Annotated in this window: 20 protein-coding genes and 1 riboswitch; of the genes, 8 read left to right on the top strand and 12 right to left on the bottom strand. The window is 36.1% G+C overall.

The genetic code is table 11. From position 1 onward, the window contains the following. The first annotated feature begins 69 nt into the window (after nt 1-69). The 4 genes from DET63_RS13200 to DET63_RS13185 all read left to right on the top strand — a co-directional run bounded on the left by DET63_RS13200 (nt 70) and on the right by DET63_RS13185 (nt 3,834). Nucleotides 70-255 carry an alpha/beta-type small acid-soluble spore protein gene (locus tag DET63_RS13200; protein ID WP_000241212.1) on the top strand — a complete coding sequence of 62 codons (186 nt, stop codon included), beginning with the start codon at nt 70-72 and terminating at the stop codon, nt 253-255. A 113-nt stretch (nt 256-368) separates the two neighbouring features. Then, entirely contained in the window at nt 369-1,688 is a 1,320-nt protein-coding gene (locus DET63_RS13195; protein WP_113936969.1) for a TrkH family potassium uptake protein, read from the top strand. A gap of 38 nt (nt 1,689-1,726) precedes the next feature. Continuing rightward, nucleotides 1,727-1,901: riboswitch (yybP-ykoY riboswitch) on the top strand. 77 nt (nt 1,902-1,978) lie between these two features. Next, nucleotides 1,979-2,773, top strand: coding sequence for a TerC family protein (locus DET63_RS13190; protein ID WP_113936968.1), 795 nt, complete (start codon nt 1,979-1,981; stop codon nt 2,771-2,773). A 209-nt stretch (nt 2,774-2,982) separates the two neighbouring features. Next, nucleotides 2,983-3,834, top strand: a complete 852-nt coding sequence (locus DET63_RS13185; RefSeq protein ID WP_002011581.1) for a formate/nitrite transporter family protein — start codon at nt 2,983-2,985, stop codon at nt 3,832-3,834. Nucleotides 3,835-3,861: 27 nt separating this feature from the next. Here the strand turns inward: DET63_RS13185 and DET63_RS13180 are convergent, their stop codons facing one another. The 9 genes from DET63_RS13180 to DET63_RS13140 all read right to left on the bottom strand — a co-directional run bounded on the left by DET63_RS13180 (nt 3,862) and on the right by DET63_RS13140 (nt 12,021). Next, nucleotides 3,862-4,173: a cyclic-phosphate processing receiver domain-containing protein gene (locus DET63_RS13180; protein ID WP_002064363.1), complete on the bottom strand. Its 312-nt coding sequence runs from the start codon at nt 4,171-4,173 to the stop codon at nt 3,862-3,864. A gap of 14 nt (nt 4,174-4,187) precedes the next feature. Then, a complete protein-coding gene (locus DET63_RS13175) occupies nt 4,188-4,910 on the bottom strand; it encodes a prepilin peptidase (protein ID WP_113936967.1) in 723 nt (240 codons plus the stop codon). A gap of 112 nt (nt 4,911-5,022) precedes the next feature. Continuing rightward, on the bottom strand, nt 5,023-5,733 hold the full coding sequence (locus DET63_RS13170; protein ID WP_002126142.1) for a LutC/YkgG family protein: 711 nt from the start codon (nt 5,731-5,733) through the stop codon (nt 5,023-5,025). Further along, nucleotides 5,733-7,154 carry a LutB/LldF family L-lactate oxidation iron-sulfur protein gene (locus tag DET63_RS13165; protein ID WP_002011586.1) on the bottom strand — a complete coding sequence of 474 codons (1,422 nt, stop codon included), beginning with the start codon at nt 7,152-7,154 and terminating at the stop codon, nt 5,733-5,735. The genes DET63_RS13170 and DET63_RS13165 overlap by 1 nt, the downstream gene beginning before the upstream one ends. 16 nt (nt 7,155-7,170) lie before the next feature. After that, nucleotides 7,171-7,890: a (Fe-S)-binding protein gene (locus DET63_RS13160; protein ID WP_113936966.1), complete on the bottom strand. Its 720-nt coding sequence runs from the start codon at nt 7,888-7,890 to the stop codon at nt 7,171-7,173. Between the two features lie 168 nt (nt 7,891-8,058). Beyond that, entirely contained in the window at nt 8,059-8,748 is a 690-nt protein-coding gene (locus DET63_RS13155; RefSeq protein WP_201053587.1) for a FadR/GntR family transcriptional regulator, read from the bottom strand. 229 nt (nt 8,749-8,977) lie between these two features. Next, the gene (locus tag DET63_RS13150) at nt 8,978-10,378 is read right to left on the bottom strand and encodes a sensor histidine kinase (protein WP_113936965.1); all 1,401 of its coding nucleotides are present in this window, start codon (nt 10,376-10,378) and stop codon (nt 8,978-8,980) included. Between the two features lie 3 nt (nt 10,379-10,381). Next, nucleotides 10,382-11,053: a response regulator transcription factor gene (locus DET63_RS13145; protein WP_002126137.1), complete on the bottom strand. Its 672-nt coding sequence runs from the start codon at nt 11,051-11,053 to the stop codon at nt 10,382-10,384. Then, a complete protein-coding gene (locus tag DET63_RS13140; RefSeq protein WP_113936964.1) occupies nt 11,050-12,021 on the bottom strand; it encodes a YncE family protein in 972 nt (323 codons plus the stop codon). The genes DET63_RS13145 and DET63_RS13140 overlap by 4 nt, the downstream gene beginning before the upstream one ends. Nucleotides 12,022-12,309: 288 nt before the next feature. Between DET63_RS13140 and DET63_RS13135 the strand changes: the two genes are divergently transcribed. The 4 genes from DET63_RS13135 to DET63_RS13120 all read left to right on the top strand — a co-directional run bounded on the left by DET63_RS13135 (nt 12,310) and on the right by DET63_RS13120 (nt 17,576). Continuing rightward, entirely contained in the window at nt 12,310-13,425 is a 1,116-nt protein-coding gene (locus tag DET63_RS13135; RefSeq protein ID WP_113936963.1) for a CdaR family transcriptional regulator, read from the top strand. Nucleotides 13,426-13,542: 117 nt separating this feature from the next. After that, nucleotides 13,543-14,955 (top strand): glycolate oxidase subunit GlcD, encoded by a 1,413-nt coding sequence (gene glcD / locus DET63_RS13130; protein WP_113936962.1) that lies wholly within the window; start codon nt 13,543-13,545, stop codon nt 14,953-14,955. Next, nucleotides 14,952-16,280, top strand: a complete 1,329-nt coding sequence (locus tag DET63_RS13125; protein WP_113936961.1) for a (Fe-S)-binding protein — start codon at nt 14,952-14,954, stop codon at nt 16,278-16,280. The genes glcD and DET63_RS13125 overlap by 4 nt, the downstream gene beginning before the upstream one ends. Nucleotides 16,281-16,745: 465 nt before the next feature. After that, the gene (locus tag DET63_RS13120; RefSeq protein WP_113936960.1) at nt 16,746-17,576 is read left to right on the top strand and encodes a CAP domain-containing protein; all 831 of its coding nucleotides are present in this window, start codon (nt 16,746-16,748) and stop codon (nt 17,574-17,576) included. 35 nt (nt 17,577-17,611) lie between these two features. Here DET63_RS13120 and DET63_RS13115 read toward each other — a convergent pair whose 3' ends face one another. From DET63_RS13115 to DET63_RS13105, 3 genes are all read right to left on the bottom strand, one after another. Further along, nucleotides 17,612-18,217, bottom strand: a complete 606-nt coding sequence (locus DET63_RS13115; protein ID WP_113936959.1) for a DUF1648 domain-containing protein — start codon at nt 18,215-18,217, stop codon at nt 17,612-17,614. Nucleotides 18,218-18,308: 91 nt separating this feature from the next. Beyond that, the gene (locus DET63_RS13110; RefSeq protein WP_113936958.1) at nt 18,309-19,232 is read right to left on the bottom strand and encodes an RluA family pseudouridine synthase; all 924 of its coding nucleotides are present in this window, start codon (nt 19,230-19,232) and stop codon (nt 18,309-18,311) included. Between the two features lie 100 nt (nt 19,233-19,332). Continuing rightward, on the bottom strand, nt 19,333-19,749 hold the full coding sequence (locus DET63_RS13105; protein ID WP_002011605.1) for a hypothetical protein: 417 nt from the start codon (nt 19,747-19,749) through the stop codon (nt 19,333-19,335). Nucleotides 19,750-19,931: the final 182 nt, after the last annotated feature.

Raw genomic sequence — 19,931 nt, 5'->3', positions numbered from 1 at the left:
TACACATAAAATAACATTACCAGATAGCACTTAGCTAAACTGGATTACTCTTTAAGGATGTGTATCAACATGGTGAAAACAAACAAATTACTAGTTCCGGGTGCAGAGCAAGCACTTGAACAATTCAAATATGAAATCGCACAAGAATTCGGTGTAAGCTTAGGATCTAATACAGCATCTCGTTCTAACGGATCAGTTGGCGGTGAAGTAACGAAACGTCTTGTTGCTTTAGCTCAACAACAATTACGCGGATAACTATATAACCTATGGCTTAGAGGCAGATATTCTCTGCCTCTTTCTTTTTTAACATACATAATAGTGCTTCTTCACATACTAGTAAGAGCAAATCGAAAGGAACGATATGTGAAATGAAACGGATTAACATTAGCATGAGCCCTCCCCGTGTTCTTACTGTATCTTTTATTATGCTATCAATTATCGGTACATGCCTATTGAAATTGCCAATTGCTACAACAACGTCTATTTCATGGCTCGATGCTTTATTTACAACGGTTTCTGCTTGTACGGTTACAGGGCTTGGTGTTGTGGACACTGGTAAAGTATTTACCTTATTTGGCCAATGTGTCATTTTAACACTTATACAAGTTGGCGGGCTTGGCATTATGAGCTTTGCTGTTTTAATTGCAATTATGCTCGGCAGAAAAATCGGCCTTCAAAACCGGATTTTATTACAACAAGCATTAAACCAAACAAATGTCGGCGGAATCATTCGTCTTGCAAAAGCGTTATTTTTATTTTCTTTTACTGTAGAATGTATCGCTACTTTACTTCTCTCTTTTGAATGGGTACCAAAATACGGGGTTGCCAAAGGTATATATTATAGCTTTTTTCATTCTATCTCAGCCTTTAACAATGCTGGGTTTTCTGTGTGGAGCGATAATTTAATGCCGCACTCCCATAGCATTCTCGTCAATCTCGTTATTTCTTCCCTCATTATTTTAGGTGGGATTGGTTTTACGGTTATCGTAGATATAAAAAGAAAGAAAAACTTTAAAAACCTTACTTTACACTCAAAGCTTATGCTCTCTTCTACTCTAATCATCAATATTATTGCTACAGCTTTTATTTTTATATTCGAGTTCCATAATTCTCTTTCTATGAGAGGATTTACACCATTTGAAGAAGGTATGGCTGCTTATTTTCAAGCAATCTCGACTCGTACAGCTGGGTTTAATACAGTGGATATTGCCGCTCTATCTAAACCATCACTTTTATTAATGATGCTTCTTATGTTTATTGGTGCTGGCAGTGCTTCTACTGGTGGTGGGATTAAATTAACAACTTTTTTAATTATGTTTTTCGGCGTATTTAAATTTTTGCAAGAACAAGATGATATTGTCGTGTTTAAAAAATCCATTAAAGATACGCTCATTGTCAAATCATTAACGATTACTATTATTTCAATTTCGTTTATTTTTCTTTCCATTTTAATTTTAAGCATCACTGAGAAGGTTCCTTTATTAATGAGTGCTTTTGAAGTATTTTCAGCATTTGGAACTGTCGGCCTTAGCATGAATTTGACACCACACTTAACAATCATCGGCAAAACAATTATTATCTTTATGATGTTTTTTGGAAAGATGGGGCCTTTAACATTAGCCTTTTCATTTGCACGTAAAAAACAAAGAAAAATAAAATATCCAAACGAAGATATTTTAACAGGTTGACAACCGTATAAATTATCCATATAATGAGAGTACAATAGCATATCTCCAAAGGGGAGTAGCGTCCAAGAACTATTTCTTGGAAACAAAGTCGTCATTACGTAGAACTTAGTTCTTCCGGCTTTGTTGGCATTTTCATTACATATGTCTAGCAAGACCTTTGCCTATCAACGGCAGAGGTCTTTTTTGTTTTCAAATTTCCTCCACCGTTGATGCGTAGGAGTATGGGGAAACTAAACAGTGGGGAACTTCTTCACTTGTTTAGACTTTATAGAAATGAGAGGAGAATTTACATGGATGTATCATTATTATTGGAGTATGGTTGGGTATTACTCATCCTAATTGCACTAGAGGGGATTTTAGCGGCTGATAACGCTCTCGTTCTCGCAATTATGGTAAAACATTTACCAGAAGAAAAACGAAAGAAAGCACTATTTTATGGATTAGCAGGAGCGTTCGTTTTCCGATTCGGATCACTATTTATGATTTCGTTCCTAGTCGATGTATGGCAAGTGCAAGCAATCGGTGCAATTTACCTTATGTTTATCGCTGGTAATCACTTATTTAAAACGTATGTTAAAAAGAATTCAGATGAAGAAACAGAAGAAAAAGAAGCAAAGAAAAAACAAGAGAACTTTTGGTGGACTGTATTTAAAGTCGAGGTTGCTGATATCGCCTTCGCAGTTGATTCAATTTTAGCTGCTGTTGCATTAGCAATGACTTTACCGAAAACAGGATTAGGTACAATCGGTAGTCTTGATACTGGACAATTCATTGTTATCTTTGTAGGTGGACTTATCGGATTAATCATTATGCGATTTGCAGCAACTGCTTTCGTACAAATTTTAAAACGTAAACCAGGACTTGAAACTGCAGCATTCTTAATTGTAGGTTGGGTTGGTGTGAAATTAGCAGTTTATACATTAGCACACCCTGCATTAAATGTAATTCCGCATTCATTCCCAACATCTACTCCGTGGAAACTTACTTTCTGGATTGTATTAGTTGGAATCGCAGTTGGCGGTTGGTTCTTCTCGAAAGAAGTAGAAGTAAAAGTAGAAAAGAATTTAGACGAAAAAGCGCTGTAATTACAGCGCTTTTTCTTTTTTCTCGTTTCAATCCCCCTCTCTATTTTTAGAAAAAATTCCATTATACTACCTTTTGTAAACGCTTCCCTTCTAGATGTATGTCCTTTTTGTGAAATATTGCACAAACTTATTGAAACTATGAACAAATCCATGTACCTTATTCATATAAGGAGTATTTATAGACGATGTATTAAAGGAGCGTATTACTCATGCTAGAACAAGGATTAGATTACGTTGTAAAACTGGCTAAGAGCAAAAAACAAATGCTAGATATAAATCCAATGCAATATTTCATTCGTGCTGCACTTGCGGGCATTTATATCGGTTTTATTATTGTACTATGTTTTAAATTAGGTAACTTTTTTCATATTGCAGATTCACCAGCAACATATTTAGCTTCCTCCATGTTTTTCGGAATTGCTCTCGTACTTATTATATATGGCGGCGCTGAATTATTTACTGGCAATACGATGTACTTCACAGTGGCAACTTTAAGAAAAGAAACAACGATTTCTGATACACTTCGCAACTGGGTTGCTTGTTATGCAGGTAACTTAGCTGGCGCTTTATTCTTTGCCTTACTATTTTACGCAACTGGAATTTTCGAAGCAATTGATCACAGTCATTTAATGAATAAAGTTGTTGAAGGAAAGATGAATACACCTACAATGCAATTATTCTTTAAAGCGATTTTATGTAACTGGCTCGTATGTCTTGCCTGCTTCTTACCTTCTCAAGTGAAAGGTGACACAGCCAAAATATTAATGATGATGATGCTCGTTTTCACTTTCTTTTTATCTGGTTATGAGCATAGCATTGCTAACTTATCACTGTTTGCTTTATCTTTAGTATCACCACATCCTGAGACAATTTCTTTTGCGGGCGCTATTCATAACTTAATTCCAGTTACAATCGGTAACATTATTGGCGGATCCGTATTTGTCGGTATGGTATATCATTACTTAACAAAGAAAGCACCTGTTGTTGAACAAGAGAAAACTCAATTAGTTGGAGCTCAAACAGAGGAAATTATTCCTTTACAAGCACATATGAAACATTAAAAACTCCAAAGTTTCACTTTGGAGTTTTTAACTCCCTACATATTTCAAGGCAATATAAGGATTAATTTCCCCGTTTTCCTTCCCTCTCTCTATGCTCTTTTTCATCTGATGCATACCGATGACATCATTTGTATGAAGGTGAATTTCATTAACATATAAACCTTCGTTGCAGAAAGCTTCTACGAAATCTAACCCACTTTTTTGTCGCCATCCCATATTATAATCGAGGGAAATAATATTCACCTCATTGTCCCTAACAATTTGCAAGGCAGATTCTACTGTAGTTGCCAAAACATATCCGTATGGGCAACTTCTTTGATCATCCATATATACATTCATTTTCTATCTCCTCTCTATTTTGCATATGTGACCAACACATAACATATTGCTCCAAGGCTAATAAAAGGTCCAAACGGAATTGGAGTTCTTATTTTTATACGCTTTAGCGCTATACCTATTCCGAAAAAACAAAGACTAAAGCAAGATGCTAAAAATAAAGTTATAAAAACCCCTTTCACTCCGACTATACATCCGAGTAACGAAAGTAATTTTACATCACCTCCGCCAAGACCATCTGGATAAATCTTTTGCATGCAATATAACAAAATGAATATAGTTCCACTGCCAGCTAAACTATCTATCCAAGTAACTAACGGTACAAAAATACATTCTAAAATAAGCAAAAGTGCAAACCAAATTAAAATACGATTAGGTATTAGCATATATACTAAATCTGTAACTGAAATAATTAGAAGTAACGAAAAAAGCGATAAAATGATGATGAGCTCTCGTTCCATTCCAATTACATATACAGTAAGAAAAAATAAACTGCCTGTAACAAATTCAAATACTATGTACAAACTTGAGATTTTCCTTTTACAATTCGTACAACGCCCTTTTTGTATACAAAATGAAATGATTGGAATAAGTTCTTTCGGCTGTAACGTATACTTGCAGTAATGACAGTACGAACGCGGTGTAATAATAGATTTCCCTACTGGGACTCTCATCGCAATCACCATAAAAAAAGAACCAAACACCATACCTATTAACAATGCATATAAATAAGTGAACATCCCTTCCTCTCCTTTCCAAAAGAACATAACAAAAAAAGGAGAGAACTTCTACTTCATATTATCTTTATTCTATTAAAAAAGCAGGCCGTTTTCCGGCCTGCTTTCCCCTATTTTATACGATGAAATATACTGCTTTTAATGGCCCGTGTACTCCGACAACAAGATTCATTTCAATATCCGCAGAGTTACTTGGTCCTGTAATAAAGTTAATGCAAGATGCGACTGCTTCACCTTTTTCCACACGTGAGTTCATATGTTGAACTGCTTGTGTAATACGCGGTACAAGTGTTTCACGTGGAATAATTGCAAAGTATACAGTCGGTAAAAAGTGTAAAGAACGCCCTTGTCCTTTATGACTTTGTACAACAATCGTACCAGATTCAGCTAAAGTATAATCACTAAATGCAATACCGATATTCGCTTTTTCCGCTATACGCATATTCTCTTCTTTTTTCTCAGGATCCCATACATTTACCTCAACATTTTGCTTTGGAAGCTCTTCTTTAAATAAAGAAGTCAATCCATAGGAATCAAAACGTTCATCTGCTGATAATATAATAGGTCCTCCGCCGTTTTCAACGATTACTTTTTGAATATCTTCACGTAAGCGGTCGTTTGTCGTTTCCACAACAGTTGTATGAATGTTTGTACATTGCTTTTTAAATACTTCTAACAATTCTTCTTGTGAATAATCTTTTAACGTTTCTACATTCACATTACTTTTCCATGCCGGACGTTCTACGCCTTCTGTTTTACGCGCGCGCCCAAGTTCTTTTGCGATATTATCTAGAAAGGACTCACGGTTTTGAATTAATCCTGTCATTATTTGTCCCCGCCTTTCTTATGATCTTTATACCAATCACGGAATCGTTCTTTACTTGGAGCTGGGAATTCACGAATATCCGTCCAGTTTTTAAGTGGTCCAACACCTTTTGATACACGGTTACCAGATGTAAATGGACTCATTGCTGCCGGTGCCATTTTCGATCCCATTTTATACAAAGCTGCTGAAGAAGCACCCATACTAAACATTTTCATTGCTAATTTTTCTGCAAGTGGGGCACGACCTTCTTGCTCAACGATGACTTGACGATGTTTTAATAATAAATCATGTAATGGAATTTTTACTGGACAAGCTTCTGTACATGCTCCGCATAAACTAGATGCATAAGGAAGCTCTTTGTAATCGTCATACCCACCTAAAAGTGGTGTTAATACCGCACCGATTGGTCCTGAATAAATAGATCCATACGAATGTCCACCAACGTGACGATATACGGGACATACGTTAACACAAGCGGCACAACGAATACATTGCAATATTGAACGGAATTCCGATCCAAGAATTTGAGAGCGGCCATTATCAACAACGACTAAATGAAACTCTTCTGGTCCATCTACCTCTTCCTCTTGAATTGGTCCTGCTACTGTTACATAACTTGTTAATTTTTGACCTACCGCACTACGACATAGTAAACCAACTAAAACATCTAATTCTTCCATTGTCGGAACCATACGTTCCATACCCATTACTGCAATTTGTGTTTTCGGAATCGACATGACAAGATCGGCATTACCTTCGTTCGTCACTAAACAAAGAGAGCCAGTATTTGCAACAGCGAAGTTACAACCTGTCACACCAATTTCTGCATCCATAAATTTCTCACGAAGTTGTTTACGAACAAACTTTGTCATTTCGTATGGATCATCAGAATTTTCATATCCAAGTTTTTCTTTAAATACATCACGAATTTGCGTTCTGTTTTTATGAAGTGCAGGCGCAATAATATGTGATGGTGGATCGTTATCTACTTGCAAGATATACTCCCCTAAGTCACTCTCTAACACTTCACAACCAATCTCTTCAAGGGCATGATTCATACTAATTTCTTCAGTTACCATTGATTTTGATTTTACAACTTTCTTCGCTTGTTTCTTTTTTGCAACGTCTTGAATATACTTTGCTGCATCCTCTTTCGTTTTCGCAAAGTAAACGTGACCGCCTCTTTTTGATACATTTTCACTTAACTGCATTAAATAATAATCAAGATTTTCTAACGTATGTTGACGAATTTGTTCACCTAGTTCACGCCACTCTTCCCAGTTTCCCAACTCGTCAGCTGCTTTTAATCGATTTGTATATAAACGCGTTTGTGCAGAAGATACCGCTCCGCGCATAAACGAATCTTGAATTCCATCGCCAACGCGATCATTAAATTTTTTCTCACTGATTTTCATAGACATAGCTTATGTTCCCCCTTCATGAGCGACTATTCAAGACCTCAGCAATATGCATTACTTTTACTTCTTTTCCTAAACGCTCAATACGTCCGCCAATGTTTAACAAACACCCACAATCTGCACCGATTAAATAATCAGCACCTGTTTCCATTACACTATCTACTTTTTCATCTACCATTTGCTCAGAAATTGGAGTCATCTTAACTGAAAACGTTCCCCCAAACCCACAACAATTTTGCACGTTCGGCAGTTCTCTCACAATTAATCCTTTTACGCTTGATAATAAAATTCCTGGTGCCTCTTTTACTCCAAGCAGGCGTGTCATATGACAAGATTTATGAATAGTAGCTATCCCTGGTAAACTTGCACCAACATCTGTAACTTTTAAAACATCTACAATAAATTGTGTAAATTCATATGTTTTATCAGCAACCTTTTGTGCACGTTTAGCCCACTTCGGATCATCTTTAAAAACATGCGGATACTCATGAAACATTGTCGCACAAGATCCAGATGGCGTAACGATATATTCTGCATCTTCGAAAGTTTCAATCATATGTTTCATCGCTTCTTTTGCTGCTTCTACATGGCCGCTATTATAAGCAGGCTGACCACAACAAACTTGTGCTTCTGGAAATTCAATTTCACAACCTAAACGCTCCAATACTTCAACTGTTGCTTTACCGACGTTTGTTTCAAACATATCGACTAAACAAGTAACAAATAAAGTAACTCTCATAACTATAATTCCCCCTCATTACAACTCCGCCAAAAATCATATGGTCATCAGATGACTAAGATTAGAAGAAGTAGGCTCAACCATGGCCTATCCTCTCCCCCTTCTAAAGAAAACGCTTACTTAATCTCTCTCTATTTTATCAGAAAATTAGATTTTTAAAAGATTAAATTACGAATTTATATCGCTTTTACCTGTGACAATATGTTCTACATTTGTTAAATGATCTAGCATCGCTTGCTGCGCTAATTCCACATCTTGCTTTAACACCGCATCATATATAGATTGATGCTCTTCTAAAAGTCGTTCTGATGTTGTTTGTTCACCATATAAAATAATGCGTCTTGATTCACCAATCGTTTCAGCAATCATCTCTGAAACATGATTCATGAGCTCAAGCAAGATATTATTATGCGAAGATTCTGCAATTCCCATATGAAAATGAAAGTCTGCTTTTTCGCCAGCCTTCTCATCTCCAATGCTCTTTGCCATTTCATCTAACCACTGCTTCATATTTTGCAAATTAGCTTCCGTACGTTTTGCCGCTGCCGCTCGAACTGCCCCCACTTCGAGCACCTTCCGTACTTCTAATAAATTCAAAATATCCTCTTTCTTCATTAATAACTTGTTATTTAGTGATTTTGTTAATGAAGAAGGATCGAAATTCCTTACATATGTACCTTCTCCTTGTTTCATTTCAATTAAGCCCATTGCTCTTAGCGCACTTAGCGCTTCACGAACAGCAGATCTGCCAACTTGAAACTGCTCAGCTAATTGATGAACAGGAAGTAGTTTGTCACCAGGTTTTAACGTACCATTTTTAATCATTGTTAAAATAGCTTCAGATACTTCTTCGTAAATTTTTTTCGGTTTAATAGATTTGTACTCCAGTTAAATCACCTCAGTATCTTCCAAACAACAATTGTAACGTTTTATAAGAACTTAGCATCCATAACTATTTTAGAACGAATTAGTAAGAAGTACAAATGTTTTGTTCATAAAATAGTCAAATTTTTGATATTTGTTTGATATTAATTAATACATTTACGCGTAACTATTTACCTTCAATATGAAGAGCATATTCCAAAAGTTAGAATATGCTCTCCTCATCTTGTGCTTTTAATTTAATACTAACTGTCGTGCCCTTACCTTTTTCACTTTCTATTCTCCACTCACCGTCATGTATATGAACAATTTGCCTTACAATTGCAAGACCTAAACCTGTTCCACCGTGTTGACGACTTCTCGCTTTATCTACTCGGTAAAAGCGTTCCCCCAGATTTTCTAAATGCTCTCTATCAATACCTATTCCTGTATCTTTTATGTGCAATTCACAATAATCATCGATTTGCTTTAATGTTATTATGATATCCCCGTTTTGATTTGTATAACGTATCGCATTATCTAACACATTATGAAGTACTTGTTGCATACGATCCTCATCAATCATTACGATAATTTCAGGATTTAAATTCGTTGAAATACGAAGGTTTTTTTCTACAAACTGTAACTCGTACGTATTTAGTACATCTTCAATAAGCTGTGAAAAAACGATAGGTTGTTTCTTTAGGGGAAAGTGTTCACCTTCTAGCTGCGCTAGATCTAATAAATCATGAACGAGGCGCTGCATGCGACCTGCTTCTTTATGAATAAGTTGCGTTACTTTTTCCTGCTGCGGCCCCTTCGCTACACCGTCTAAAATAGCTTCACTATATCCTTTAATATAACTAAGCGGTGTTCTAAGTTCATGCGAAACATTAGCTAAAAATTCCTTACGCTTTACATCTTCTGTTTCTAAGGAATTTGCCATTTTATTAAAGGCTTTTCCCAATCGTCCAATTTCATCTTCTGAAGAAATTGTAATCCGCTCTGAGAAATCTCCAGTAGCCAAATGATTTGCAACTCGTTCCATTTGCGAAAGCGGTCTCGTAATGGCGATAATAATTTTTCTACCAATCCATATTGTAATTAAAATCATTGCAAGTGCTAACGGCGCTAAAATAAGACCCATATCAAATATTAAGTCTTTTATACTTTTTAAAGGAATATAAGAGTATACAATACCAACTAATTTTTTATTATCTAAAACAGGGATGACAACACCCATAATATTACGATCAAAATGTTCTTCATACCCTATCTTTGTCACAGTTTTTCCATCTAATAGTGCCTGTCTATCCCCTTCACTTATAAGAGAATGATGGTGAACATCAAAAGGCAAACATGCGCTTAAATCACGCGGATTGTATACGAAAAGGACATCTGAACTAGATATTTGATCATATGCCCTTACTTTCTCTTCAAAAGTGGATACTCCTTCGCTCTTATCATATTGCGTGGCAAGACGTTTCCCTTCCATTACTAATGAATCTTTTAAATTATCAACGTATAACTTTTCATATGAGTATAAAGATACAAAATAAAGAAAGGAAACTGTTACACATACTGCACATACTACTGTAAGCCAAAGCTTTTGTACCATCGTAAACATACGTTACACCTCAAATTTATAACCTACACCCCAAACGGTTTGAATGTAGTTTCCACTTTCTCCTAGCTTTAGACGCATCGTTTTCACATGCGTATCTACCGTTCTTGTACTTCCTGCATAATCATATCCCCACACCTTTTCAAGCAATTGTTCCCGGCTAAATACTTGTCCATTATGTTGGCAAAGAAAATATAGTAAATCGAACTCTTTTACCGTAAGAGGAATCGTCTCACCATTCGTCTCGACCCTCCTACTTTTTTCATTAATAAGAATCGGTCCAAATTGAATCTCTTCTTGCTGTTCTTGCTTTGTATATCGTCTTAAAACAGCTTCCATACGAGCAATTAGTTCCCCGGGACTAAATGGCTTTACAATATAATCATCTGCTCCCATACGTAAGCCGTTCACCCTATTCCACTCTTCACCTTTTGCTGTTAAAAATATAATAGGTACATCCGACGTTTTTCGAATCTCTTTACAAACTGAAAGCCCATCCATCTCAGGCATCATAATATCTAGTACAACGAAATCGTAATGATCCGTCTCTAATTTTCGGAGTGCCTCTTTTCCATTTTCAGCTTCTCCCCACTCGTATCCGAAGTTATCTAAGTACATTCCGACAAGTTGCCTCATATCACTTTCGTCATCTACGACTAGCACGTTATATTTACTCATTGTCCTTCCCCTTCTCTCTCTATGAGTTGAAACGGTCCTTTTCCGACTTTAATTGTTTGTTTTATTTTCATATTCTTCATATCCATTACGCATACTTCATCGCTATCATAACTAGCTACATATCCTTCTGCCCCGCTTTTCAAAAATGCAAATGGATTAGATCCTACTTCTGCAAATCCTACCTCTTGATACGTACTTGCATCAAACTTTCTAAGCGTATTTGAACCGTGACTTAGCGCATATACATACTTATCATCCTTTGTTATATTCACAGGCATAAACGGAGCATGTAAAGAACGCATCATCTCTCCGCTTTGTAAAGAATACACTAATACTTTCTCATTCACTTGACTTCCATCACCATGTCCACCAATCCATATTTCTTTCCCATCAGCACTAACCGTCGCTCCTGTTGATGCTGGCGGAATCATAAAGGACTGTATCACTTCTTTTTTCTTTGTATCAATGGTCGTTAGTTTCGTATCATAAAAGTTGAGTACAGATAACTGGTTATAATGCTCTACCATCGTTATCGGCCCTTTTCCTGTTGAAACACTTCCTGTCTCTTTTCCTTTTACCGTAAAGAACCTTACCTTTTGTTCATTTTGATCGGCAGCAAATAATTGTTTTCCATCATCTGATGCGATAACATTAGCAATTCCTTTTCCAGTCTTATACTTGTCCACTTTTCTTCCTTCTGCTAGTGAATATACATACATATATTCTAATTGCTTACCATAAACAAGTATTTCCTCGCCATTTGGAAGTAGCGTAACCCCCGCAATCGGCTCATTTAATTCCCATGTTGTTAATAGCTTCTTTGTTTTTTTATCAATAAAACTAATACTACCTTCCTTTATATTCGTTGTTATAATAACACTTTTATCTTTAGCAATCGGTGTATACGAACTTCCTTGACACCCTACTAATAGAAATAAAAAACAGAGAAGAAAAACATACTTTCTCAAAAGATTCCCTCCATCTTCGGATGATTTCGTTATAATTGTAAAATAACAAATAAATGTGTGGAAAATGTGAAATCTTCCTTTATTAATAAAGTGAAACTTTAATCAGTGGGGGTTTTCTTCATCCCCCACTGATTATTAGTTGAACCAATCGGGCTTTTATGGGCAGTTGATCCCCCATCTAACTTCTTTGCTTTCGCTGAATTTTGAGGTGGGGGTCTTACTGCCCATTAATGCGGGATAAACTTACATATATAATGTACAACAAATAGAATTTGAGGTGTGTAAATTATGCTTTTTCCTGATTTAGCGAATAAAATTGTACGTGAAGTACGCAGATTAATTACTGAAAACATTATTATTATTAATATACAAGGCGTTATTATCGCAAGTACAGATGCGGAAAGAATCGGTCAATTTCATGAAGGTGCACTCCGCTGTGCGAAACAAAAGAAAACTGTCATTATTACAAAAGACGATGAACGACGACTGCAAGGTGTAAAAGCCGGGATGAACCTTCCTTTACTATTCCATGACGAAGTAATCGGTGTCATTGGAATTACAGGAGAACCTGAAAATATTTCACAATACGGAGAAATATTACGTAAGATGACCGAATTATTAATTCATGAAAACTACTTTTTAGAACAACTAGAACTTGAGCACCGGTCTTATGAAGCATTTGTCTTTGATTGGCTTCAAAATACAGACTGGTCTCCAAGTTTTCTCGATCGTGCAAAAACGCTTGGCATTGATTTATATAAGAAGAAACAACTTATTTTATTATCAATCGCCCAAGATAATACGATGCTCCAGCGTAAAATTTGGCAACATATGCACAACATTTTAGCAAAAGAAAATTTATTTGTTCGCTGGGGAAATGATCGGTTTATTTTGTTTACAACAATCCAATCCAAAGAGCAAACCTTTCAATTTTTAAAACGGTTAAAACAAGACTGTGAAACTTTATTTTCTATTACTTTATATATCGGGATTGGACAAACAGTTACGCCAAGCAATATGAACTTATCGTACGAACAAGCATTACGCGCCCTTTCAGTATCACTTGAAACGAAAAAAATTGTATTTAATGAAGATTTACGTTTAGAAATGTGCTTACAAGATATTTCTACTGAAACTCGAGAACAGTTTCTAGAACGTACCATTGAAAACTTAGTATCATCTCCTGAGCTTATGCACACTTTACGTTTATTTATCGATTATAACCAATCTTATAAGCAGACAGCTGAGCAATTACATATACACATTAACACATTGCATTACAGGCTAAAAAAGATTGAAGAACATACAGGACTTGACCCGAAACAATTCAAAGATTTAAATGTTTTATACTTCGCACTCCTCTTATTAGATAATCATACAAAAAATAACGATAAAATAGATTAATCTTTAGATGATTGTACATAGAAAGAATCCTCCAACTTTTTTATCATTATAATGAAAGCACTGTTACAACGTTTTTTATTATGACGAAATACGTTAACAGTTTGAGGGGGATTTCCAATGTTAGAAAAGCAAATTATTGATTCATTCGTATCTATTGTTGGCGAAGATAATGTAGATACATCCAATATGGGGCGTTTAACTTATAGTTATGATGCCACTCCAAACTTCCAAGCGATGCCTGATGCAGTCATTGCTCCTCGTAATACAAATGAAGTAGCTGAAGTGTTAAAAGTATGTAACGCTCACAAAATCCCTGTGTATGTTCGTGGTTCTGGAACAAACCTTTGTGCAGGAACTTGTCCACTAGAAGGCGGTATCGTCCTTATTTTCCGCCATATGAACAATATTTTAGAAATTGATGAAGAGAATTTAACAATTACCGTACAAGCTGGTGTCATTACACTTGATATTATTAAAGCAGTAGAAGAAAAAGGTTTATTTTATCCACCAGATCCAAGCTCTATGAAAATTTCTACAATCGGCGGTAACATTAATGAAAACTCCGGCGGATTACGCGGTTTAAAATATGGCGTAACACGTGATTATGTAATGGGGCTTGAAATTATTTTACCGAACGGCGATATCATTCGCACTGGCGGTAAATTAGCAAAAGATGTAGCTGGTTATGATTTAACTCGTTTATTTATTGGTTCTGAAGGAACACTTGGTGTTGTTACGGAAGCTATATTAAAACTTGTCCCTATGCCTGAAACGAAGAAAACGATGCTTGCGCTATATGAAGATATTAACGAAGCTGCTCGAGCTGTTTCTGCTATTATTGCAAATAAAATTATTCCGGCGACACTTGAGTTTTTAGACCAACCAACAATTGAAGTTGTAGAAGAGTTTGCACAAATCGGTTTACCAACTGACGTTAAAGCAATTTTATTAATTGAACAAGATGGCCCGCCTGAGGTTGTCAATCGAGATATCGAAAAAATGGCTAACGTTTGCCGTGCTATGAATGCGGTCGATGTTCGCGTTGCAAAAGATGAAGCCGAAGCAGATGCGCTTCGTACAGCACGCCGTAGTGCACTATCAGCACTTGCAAGACTAAAACCGACAACAATATTAGAAGATGCAACTGTACCACGTTCACAAATCGCTCCAATGGTTGAAGCAATTAATGCAATTGCAAAGAAATATAATATTCCTATTTGTACTTTTGGTCATGCTGGTGATGGCAATTTGCATCCAACTTGTATGACAGATGCCCGTAATGAAGAAGAAATGCATCGTGCCGAACAAGCTTTTGCTGAAATATTTGCGAAAGCGATTGAGCTTGGTGGTACGATTACTGGTGAACATGGTGTTGGCGCAATGAAAGCTCCGTATTTAGAAATGAAATTAGGTAAAGAAGGTATTGCTGCTATGCAAGGGATTAAACAAGCCTTCGACCCAAACAACATTATGAATCCTGGAAAGATGTTCGCGAAAGACTCTCGTAAAAGAGTGGTGGTTGAGCGATGACCACATTAAATAAAGAAAACATTCAAAAGGAATTTAAAGAACGATTAAGTGAAGATGAACTACTAAACTGTATGCGATGCGGCTTTTGTTTACCAACTTGCCCTACTTACATTCAATCTGGGTATAAAGAATCACATTCCCCACGCGGACGTATCGCCTTAATGAAAGCCGTCGCTGATGGTTTAATTGAGCCGGATGAAGATGTTGAAGATACATTAAATGTTTGCCTTGGCTGCCGCGCTTGTGAACCTGTTTGTCCATCTGGTGTGAATTATGGACATTTATTAGAAGAAGCTCGTGATATTATTAATCAAAATAAAAAGTTCTCCATGCCCGTGAGAGCTGTTCGTAAAGTTGTTTTTGAAGGACTATTCCCGCATCAAAACCGAATGCGAACATTAACAGGACTAATCGGATTTTACCAGCGTTCTGGTTTACAAACGCTAACACATAAAACAGGTATTATGAAGTTATTCCCTGAAACACTTGCAACGATGGACCTCGTTTTGCCAAAAGTCCCTAAAATGAAAGCAATGAAAGATCGTCCTGAATTTTTACCTTCTGAGGTGGCAAAGAAGAAACAAGTTGCATTCTTCACAGGCTGTTTAATGGATACGATGTTTTTAGAAACAAATAACGCAACGATGAAACTTCTTCAACTTGCTGGTTGTGATATCGTTATTCCGAAAACACAAAGTTGCTGCGGGGCATTACATGGGCATGCTGGTGAAAAAAGTGGAGCAAAAGAATTAGCGAAGCGAAATATAGAAGCATTCGAAGATTTAAACATCGACTATATTATTACGAATGCAGGTGGTTGCGGAGCTTACCTCGTAGACTATGATTATCTGTTAAAAGATGATCCCAAATGGGCTGAACGTGCAAAGCAATTTGTTTCTAAAATTAAAGATATTACTGCCATACTAGTAGAACTAGATTTCCATAAACGTAATGACTTACGACTCACGCCGCAAATCATTACGTATCAAGACTCTTGTCATTTACGCAATGTTATGCGAACATCTTCTGAGCCTCGTATGTTACTAGAGGCCATTCAAGGCGCAACATACCGCGAAATGAAAGATGCGGACCGTTGCTGTGGTTCTGCTGGTATTTATAATATTGTTCATTCAGAGTTATCAATGGAGTTTCTAGATTACAAAATGGACCGTGTGCATGAAACAGATGCAGCGACAATTGTTACTGCAAATCCTGGATGTCTATTACAAATGAAACTAGGTATTGAACGAGAAGATCTTTCTCATAAAATGAGAGGAATTCACATTGTAGATCTATTATTAGAAGCAATTGAAACCAACTCGTAATAACTCGTAACATACGTAATAATAGGAAAACGGCTATCTCCTTCGTCTATGTAAAGAGATAGCCGCTTTTTTGTCTGCTACAACATTAAAAATATGTTACTTTATTATAAAAAAGAACAACAGAAACATTACAGCTTTGTAAAAATACATCCAGTATATTCCTCAAAAAAATGCTAAAATCATTGATACAATAGGATTCTTCATTTTTAATATAGGTACATTTATCCAAAAACCCCCTCTTAAAATCAAGTATAAAAATGCTAAAAATTCCTTTTATACTCTATGTTTCTCTTATTTCATCCCTTTCCTCCTCTTAGGATAAATTAGGAAAATTTTAAGTCTATGAATTTTTTTCCATCTTTTTTCTCGCAAATTGTATGCTACGATGAATTGGTCAGTCAGACAGGCTGTCAAAAACAAATCGTGTGAAAACAAATTAAAACTTTATATAGGGGGACACACATCATGAAAAAGCGTGTTTTATTATCTGTAGCTGCTGCAACAGCTCTTACTTTAGGAGTATCTTCTTTAGATGCACAAGCTGCAACAGTACAACCATCTAACATAAAGGTTCAAAATATTCAGCATTCAAAAATGATGATGAAGCAAATGAGCCAACAAGAATTACAAGCATTCTTACAATCTATGGGAGTTGAATCATTAGCACAATGGAATCAAGGTCAATTCCAACAAGATTGCTTCATTCCTGGTCAACAGCCTACTGAAAATGTTGTTACTGAACAACCAACAGCTAAGCCAGAAGCTCAAAAGCCTGCTGAGGAAACTCAAAAACCAGCTGAACAAAAGCCTGCTGAAGAAGTTCAAAAACCAGAAGCTCAAAAACCTGCTGAAAATAACAATACTCAAACTGAAACACAAAAACCTGCTGAGCAAAAGCCTGCTGAAGAAGCAAAATCTTTAAGCGAATTCGAACAACGTGTTGTTGAATTAACAAACGCAGAGCGTACAAAACAAGGCTTATCAGCATTACAAATCGATACTGAATTAAGCAAAGTAGCACGCATTAAGTCTGAAGATATGCAAAAAAACAACTACTTTGATCATAACAGCCCTACATACGGGTCTCCGTTTGACATGATGAAGAAATTTGGTATTTCTTATAAATCTGCAGGTGAAAACATCGCCCAAGGTCAACGTACACCAGAAGAAGTTGTACAAGCTTGGATGAACAGTGCTGGACACCGTGCAAACATCTTAAATAGTGGCTTCACTCATATCGGTGTTGGCTATGTAGAAAGCGGAAACTACTGGACACAACAATTTATTACGAAATAAATAAAAAAAGAGTCTTCTCCTAGAAGACTCTTTTTTTATGTTTCATAGCTTTCTAATATGTATGCGTATAAAATATAGAACATAAACAAAATAGCCCCGCAAATTATTACACTAATTAACAAGTAAAATCCCCACTTCAGGCTCAAAAGCAACGAAAATAATATGCTACATGCCATCACTTGAAAGATTCGCCTACTAACTAAACGGATTTTTTGTAATTTGATCGGTTCTTTCTCTCTATCCTTCACCTTTTTAAACACTTTACTAAACATAAAAAGAAACATACTAATTCCTATCGTTAGTCCTGTCTGAAAGGATATAATACTTCCCAAATTAATAAAGAGAATTAGTATATGGACAAACATCATAAATAAAGTAATACTCTTTATAAATCCATTTATAATGAAGTACTCCCCTTCATTAAACTTATATATATTATGTAAAATAGCATATACTAATCCATGTAAAATAATAATAAGGACAGGGATAAATAATACGACAACTTGTTTACTCATAAACTCGTTAGCTCCACCATTCTCGTTCCAATGCACTGCCATACGAGTTGGTAAATATGGATAAATACATAGAGTAAGTAAAAGACAAGCGAAAAATATCCCTAGCATATATTTATATTTGATCAAGTAATTCTCACCTCTCTTTTCTCTTAACGGCTTCGCCTCTTTTAGAGAAATCCCTGCAAAAATCTACCTTTTTCAACTTTAAATTTACACTTTACCCATTTTCTCTTTCAAATTTTTTCATTGTATCGTTTAAATTTGTAGGGAAAGGTACGTCAACAACGATCTCTTCTTTCGTAATCGGATGCAAAAAATTAATCTTCATCGCATGTAACGCTTGCCCGGACATATATGTTGTTTGCCCACCATATAATACATCCCCAACTAATGGATTTCCATTATAGCTCATATGAACGCGAATTTGATGCGTTCTACCGGTTTCTAACTGTAACGTTACGAGCGTCGCATTTTGTTTTTTTAAATATTTCTCTACTTTATAATACGTTATAGCTTGGTCTCCCTTTGGAGAAACACGACGCCTTGTAGCATGATGTCGATCTCTTCCGATAGCTGCATCAATTGTCCCCTGCTTCTTTTTTACTTTTCCTTCAACAAGTGCCATATACGTTCTTTTGATTTTCCGTTCCATTAATAAACGATCCATAATTGCACCCGCAATTCTATGTTTTGCGAATACAACACCACCTGTCGTATCTTTATCTAATCTATGGATATGCCGAACCTTCGTCTCTAAACCTTGCATTTGAAAATGAAAAGCAACAAGATTGGCAAGTGTTCCCGTCCCATTTTTTTCAGAAGGATGTGTATCCATTTGCCCCTGCTTATTTACAATGAGTACGTGATCGTCTTCAAACACTACATTTAATTCACCATATTCCGGCTCTACGCCGTACTCCTCCTCCATAAACATATGAACTTGTAACTTATCTCCTTCTTTTAAAAGTTCATTCCATCTCCTTTGTTCTCCGTTAACCGTAACACCTTTTTCCATACGAAGTTGATGTAATAACTTTTTTGGTACTTCCCATTCCATTTTTAACAACGACTCAATACTTATACCATTCCACGTCGCTGGAACCGTAATCTCGCACCATTCGCCCTTTTTCTTTGTTTCCATACTATAATCACCTTATTTCTATTGATTCTCTCATTGTAACGGAAAACATACTTTGATGCACCGTCAAAAATAGAGGACAGTCTTATAATCGACTGTCCCCTCACGCTCTAAGCCTTTTCATCTCCTGCAACACTTCTTCAGCTTTTTGTTCATACAACAAATCTTTAAAGAAATCCGCCAATCGTTTATAGTCGTTGTACGTATCTAATAAGTCGTCTATTTTCTCTCCTTTCATAACTTGCTGCTTTTGCTTCATTTTTACTGGATAACGATACCCCGATACTTCTTGTATTTTATAATACTCATCCTCTACTTGAATAACTTTTACAATTTCCTCTTCTTCCGCATCCATCGTATACCCGTCAAATTCTCTAAGTAGTTCATAAATAATATGAGTCCATTCATCTTTTGGGTAAAACCCTTTTTCTAACCGATAACCGACAATGCGATACATATGCCCATCGTTTTCAGCAAACTGTACTGTATCATTTAGCTTAAACTTAAAATAACGAAACATTGCCTTCACCTACTTGTATGTAATCTTCTTATCACATACTATGCGCAAAATATAGGCCCTGCTATTCATAAAAAAAACTCATCTTATTGAAGTGAACCCGAATAGTGGTACATGAAAAAAACACCTCCTGAATTCGCATACTAAGTATGCAAATTCAATGGAGGTGTTTTTCGTTTGAAGAC

Source organism: Bacillus sp. DB-2 (assembly GCF_003315125.1).
In the GTDB taxonomy this organism is placed as follows: Bacteria; Bacillota; Bacilli; order Bacillales; family Bacillaceae_G; genus Bacillus_A; species Bacillus_A mycoides.
Note: the sequence above shows the minus strand (reverse complement) of the source record. Positions and strands in the feature narration are given on the sequence as shown.

Excerpts from the sequence above, each read along its gene's own strand:
- DET63_RS13180 (WP_002064363.1), bottom strand. The coding sequence starts at position 4,173 with ATGAATGTATATATGGATGATCAAAGAAGTTGCCCATACGGATATGTT.
- DET63_RS13145 (WP_002126137.1), bottom strand. The coding sequence starts at position 11,053 with ATGAGTAAATATAACGTGCTAGTCGTAGATGACGAAAGTGATATGAGG.
- DET63_RS13175 (WP_113936967.1), bottom strand. The coding sequence starts at position 4,910 with ATGTTCACTTATTTATATGCATTGTTAATAGGTATGGTGTTTGGTTCT.
- DET63_RS13195 (WP_113936969.1), top strand. The coding sequence starts at position 369 with ATGAAACGGATTAACATTAGCATGAGCCCTCCCCGTGTTCTTACTGTA.
- DET63_RS13135 (WP_113936963.1), top strand. The coding sequence starts at position 12,310 with ATGCTTTTTCCTGATTTAGCGAATAAAATTGTACGTGAAGTACGCAGA.
- DET63_RS13185 (WP_002011581.1), top strand. The coding sequence starts at position 2,983 with ATGCTAGAACAAGGATTAGATTACGTTGTAAAACTGGCTAAGAGCAAA.
- DET63_RS13170 (WP_002126142.1), bottom strand. The coding sequence starts at position 5,733 with ATGACAGGATTAATTCAAAACCGTGAGTCCTTTCTAGATAATATCGCA.
- DET63_RS13105 (WP_002011605.1), bottom strand. The coding sequence starts at position 19,749 with ATGTTTCGTTATTTTAAGTTTAAGCTAAATGATACAGTACAGTTTGCT.
- DET63_RS13150 (WP_113936965.1), bottom strand. The coding sequence starts at position 10,378 with ATGTTTACGATGGTACAAAAGCTTTGGCTTACAGTAGTATGTGCAGTA.
- DET63_RS13165 (WP_002011586.1), bottom strand. The coding sequence starts at position 7,154 with ATGTCTATGAAAATCAGTGAGAAAAAATTTAATGATCGCGTTGGCGAT.
- DET63_RS13200 (WP_000241212.1), top strand. The coding sequence starts at position 70 with ATGGTGAAAACAAACAAATTACTAGTTCCGGGTGCAGAGCAAGCACTT.
- DET63_RS13110 (WP_113936958.1), bottom strand. The coding sequence starts at position 19,232 with ATGGAAACAAAGAAAAAGGGCGAATGGTGCGAGATTACGGTTCCAGCG.
- glcD (WP_113936962.1), top strand. The coding sequence starts at position 13,543 with ATGTTAGAAAAGCAAATTATTGATTCATTCGTATCTATTGTTGGCGAA.
- DET63_RS13120 (WP_113936960.1), top strand. The coding sequence starts at position 16,746 with ATGAAAAAGCGTGTTTTATTATCTGTAGCTGCTGCAACAGCTCTTACT.
- DET63_RS13125 (WP_113936961.1), top strand. The coding sequence starts at position 14,952 with ATGACCACATTAAATAAAGAAAACATTCAAAAGGAATTTAAAGAACGA.
- DET63_RS13160 (WP_113936966.1), bottom strand. The coding sequence starts at position 7,890 with ATGAGAGTTACTTTATTTGTTACTTGTTTAGTCGATATGTTTGAAACA.
- DET63_RS13190 (WP_113936968.1), top strand. The coding sequence starts at position 1,979 with ATGGATGTATCATTATTATTGGAGTATGGTTGGGTATTACTCATCCTA.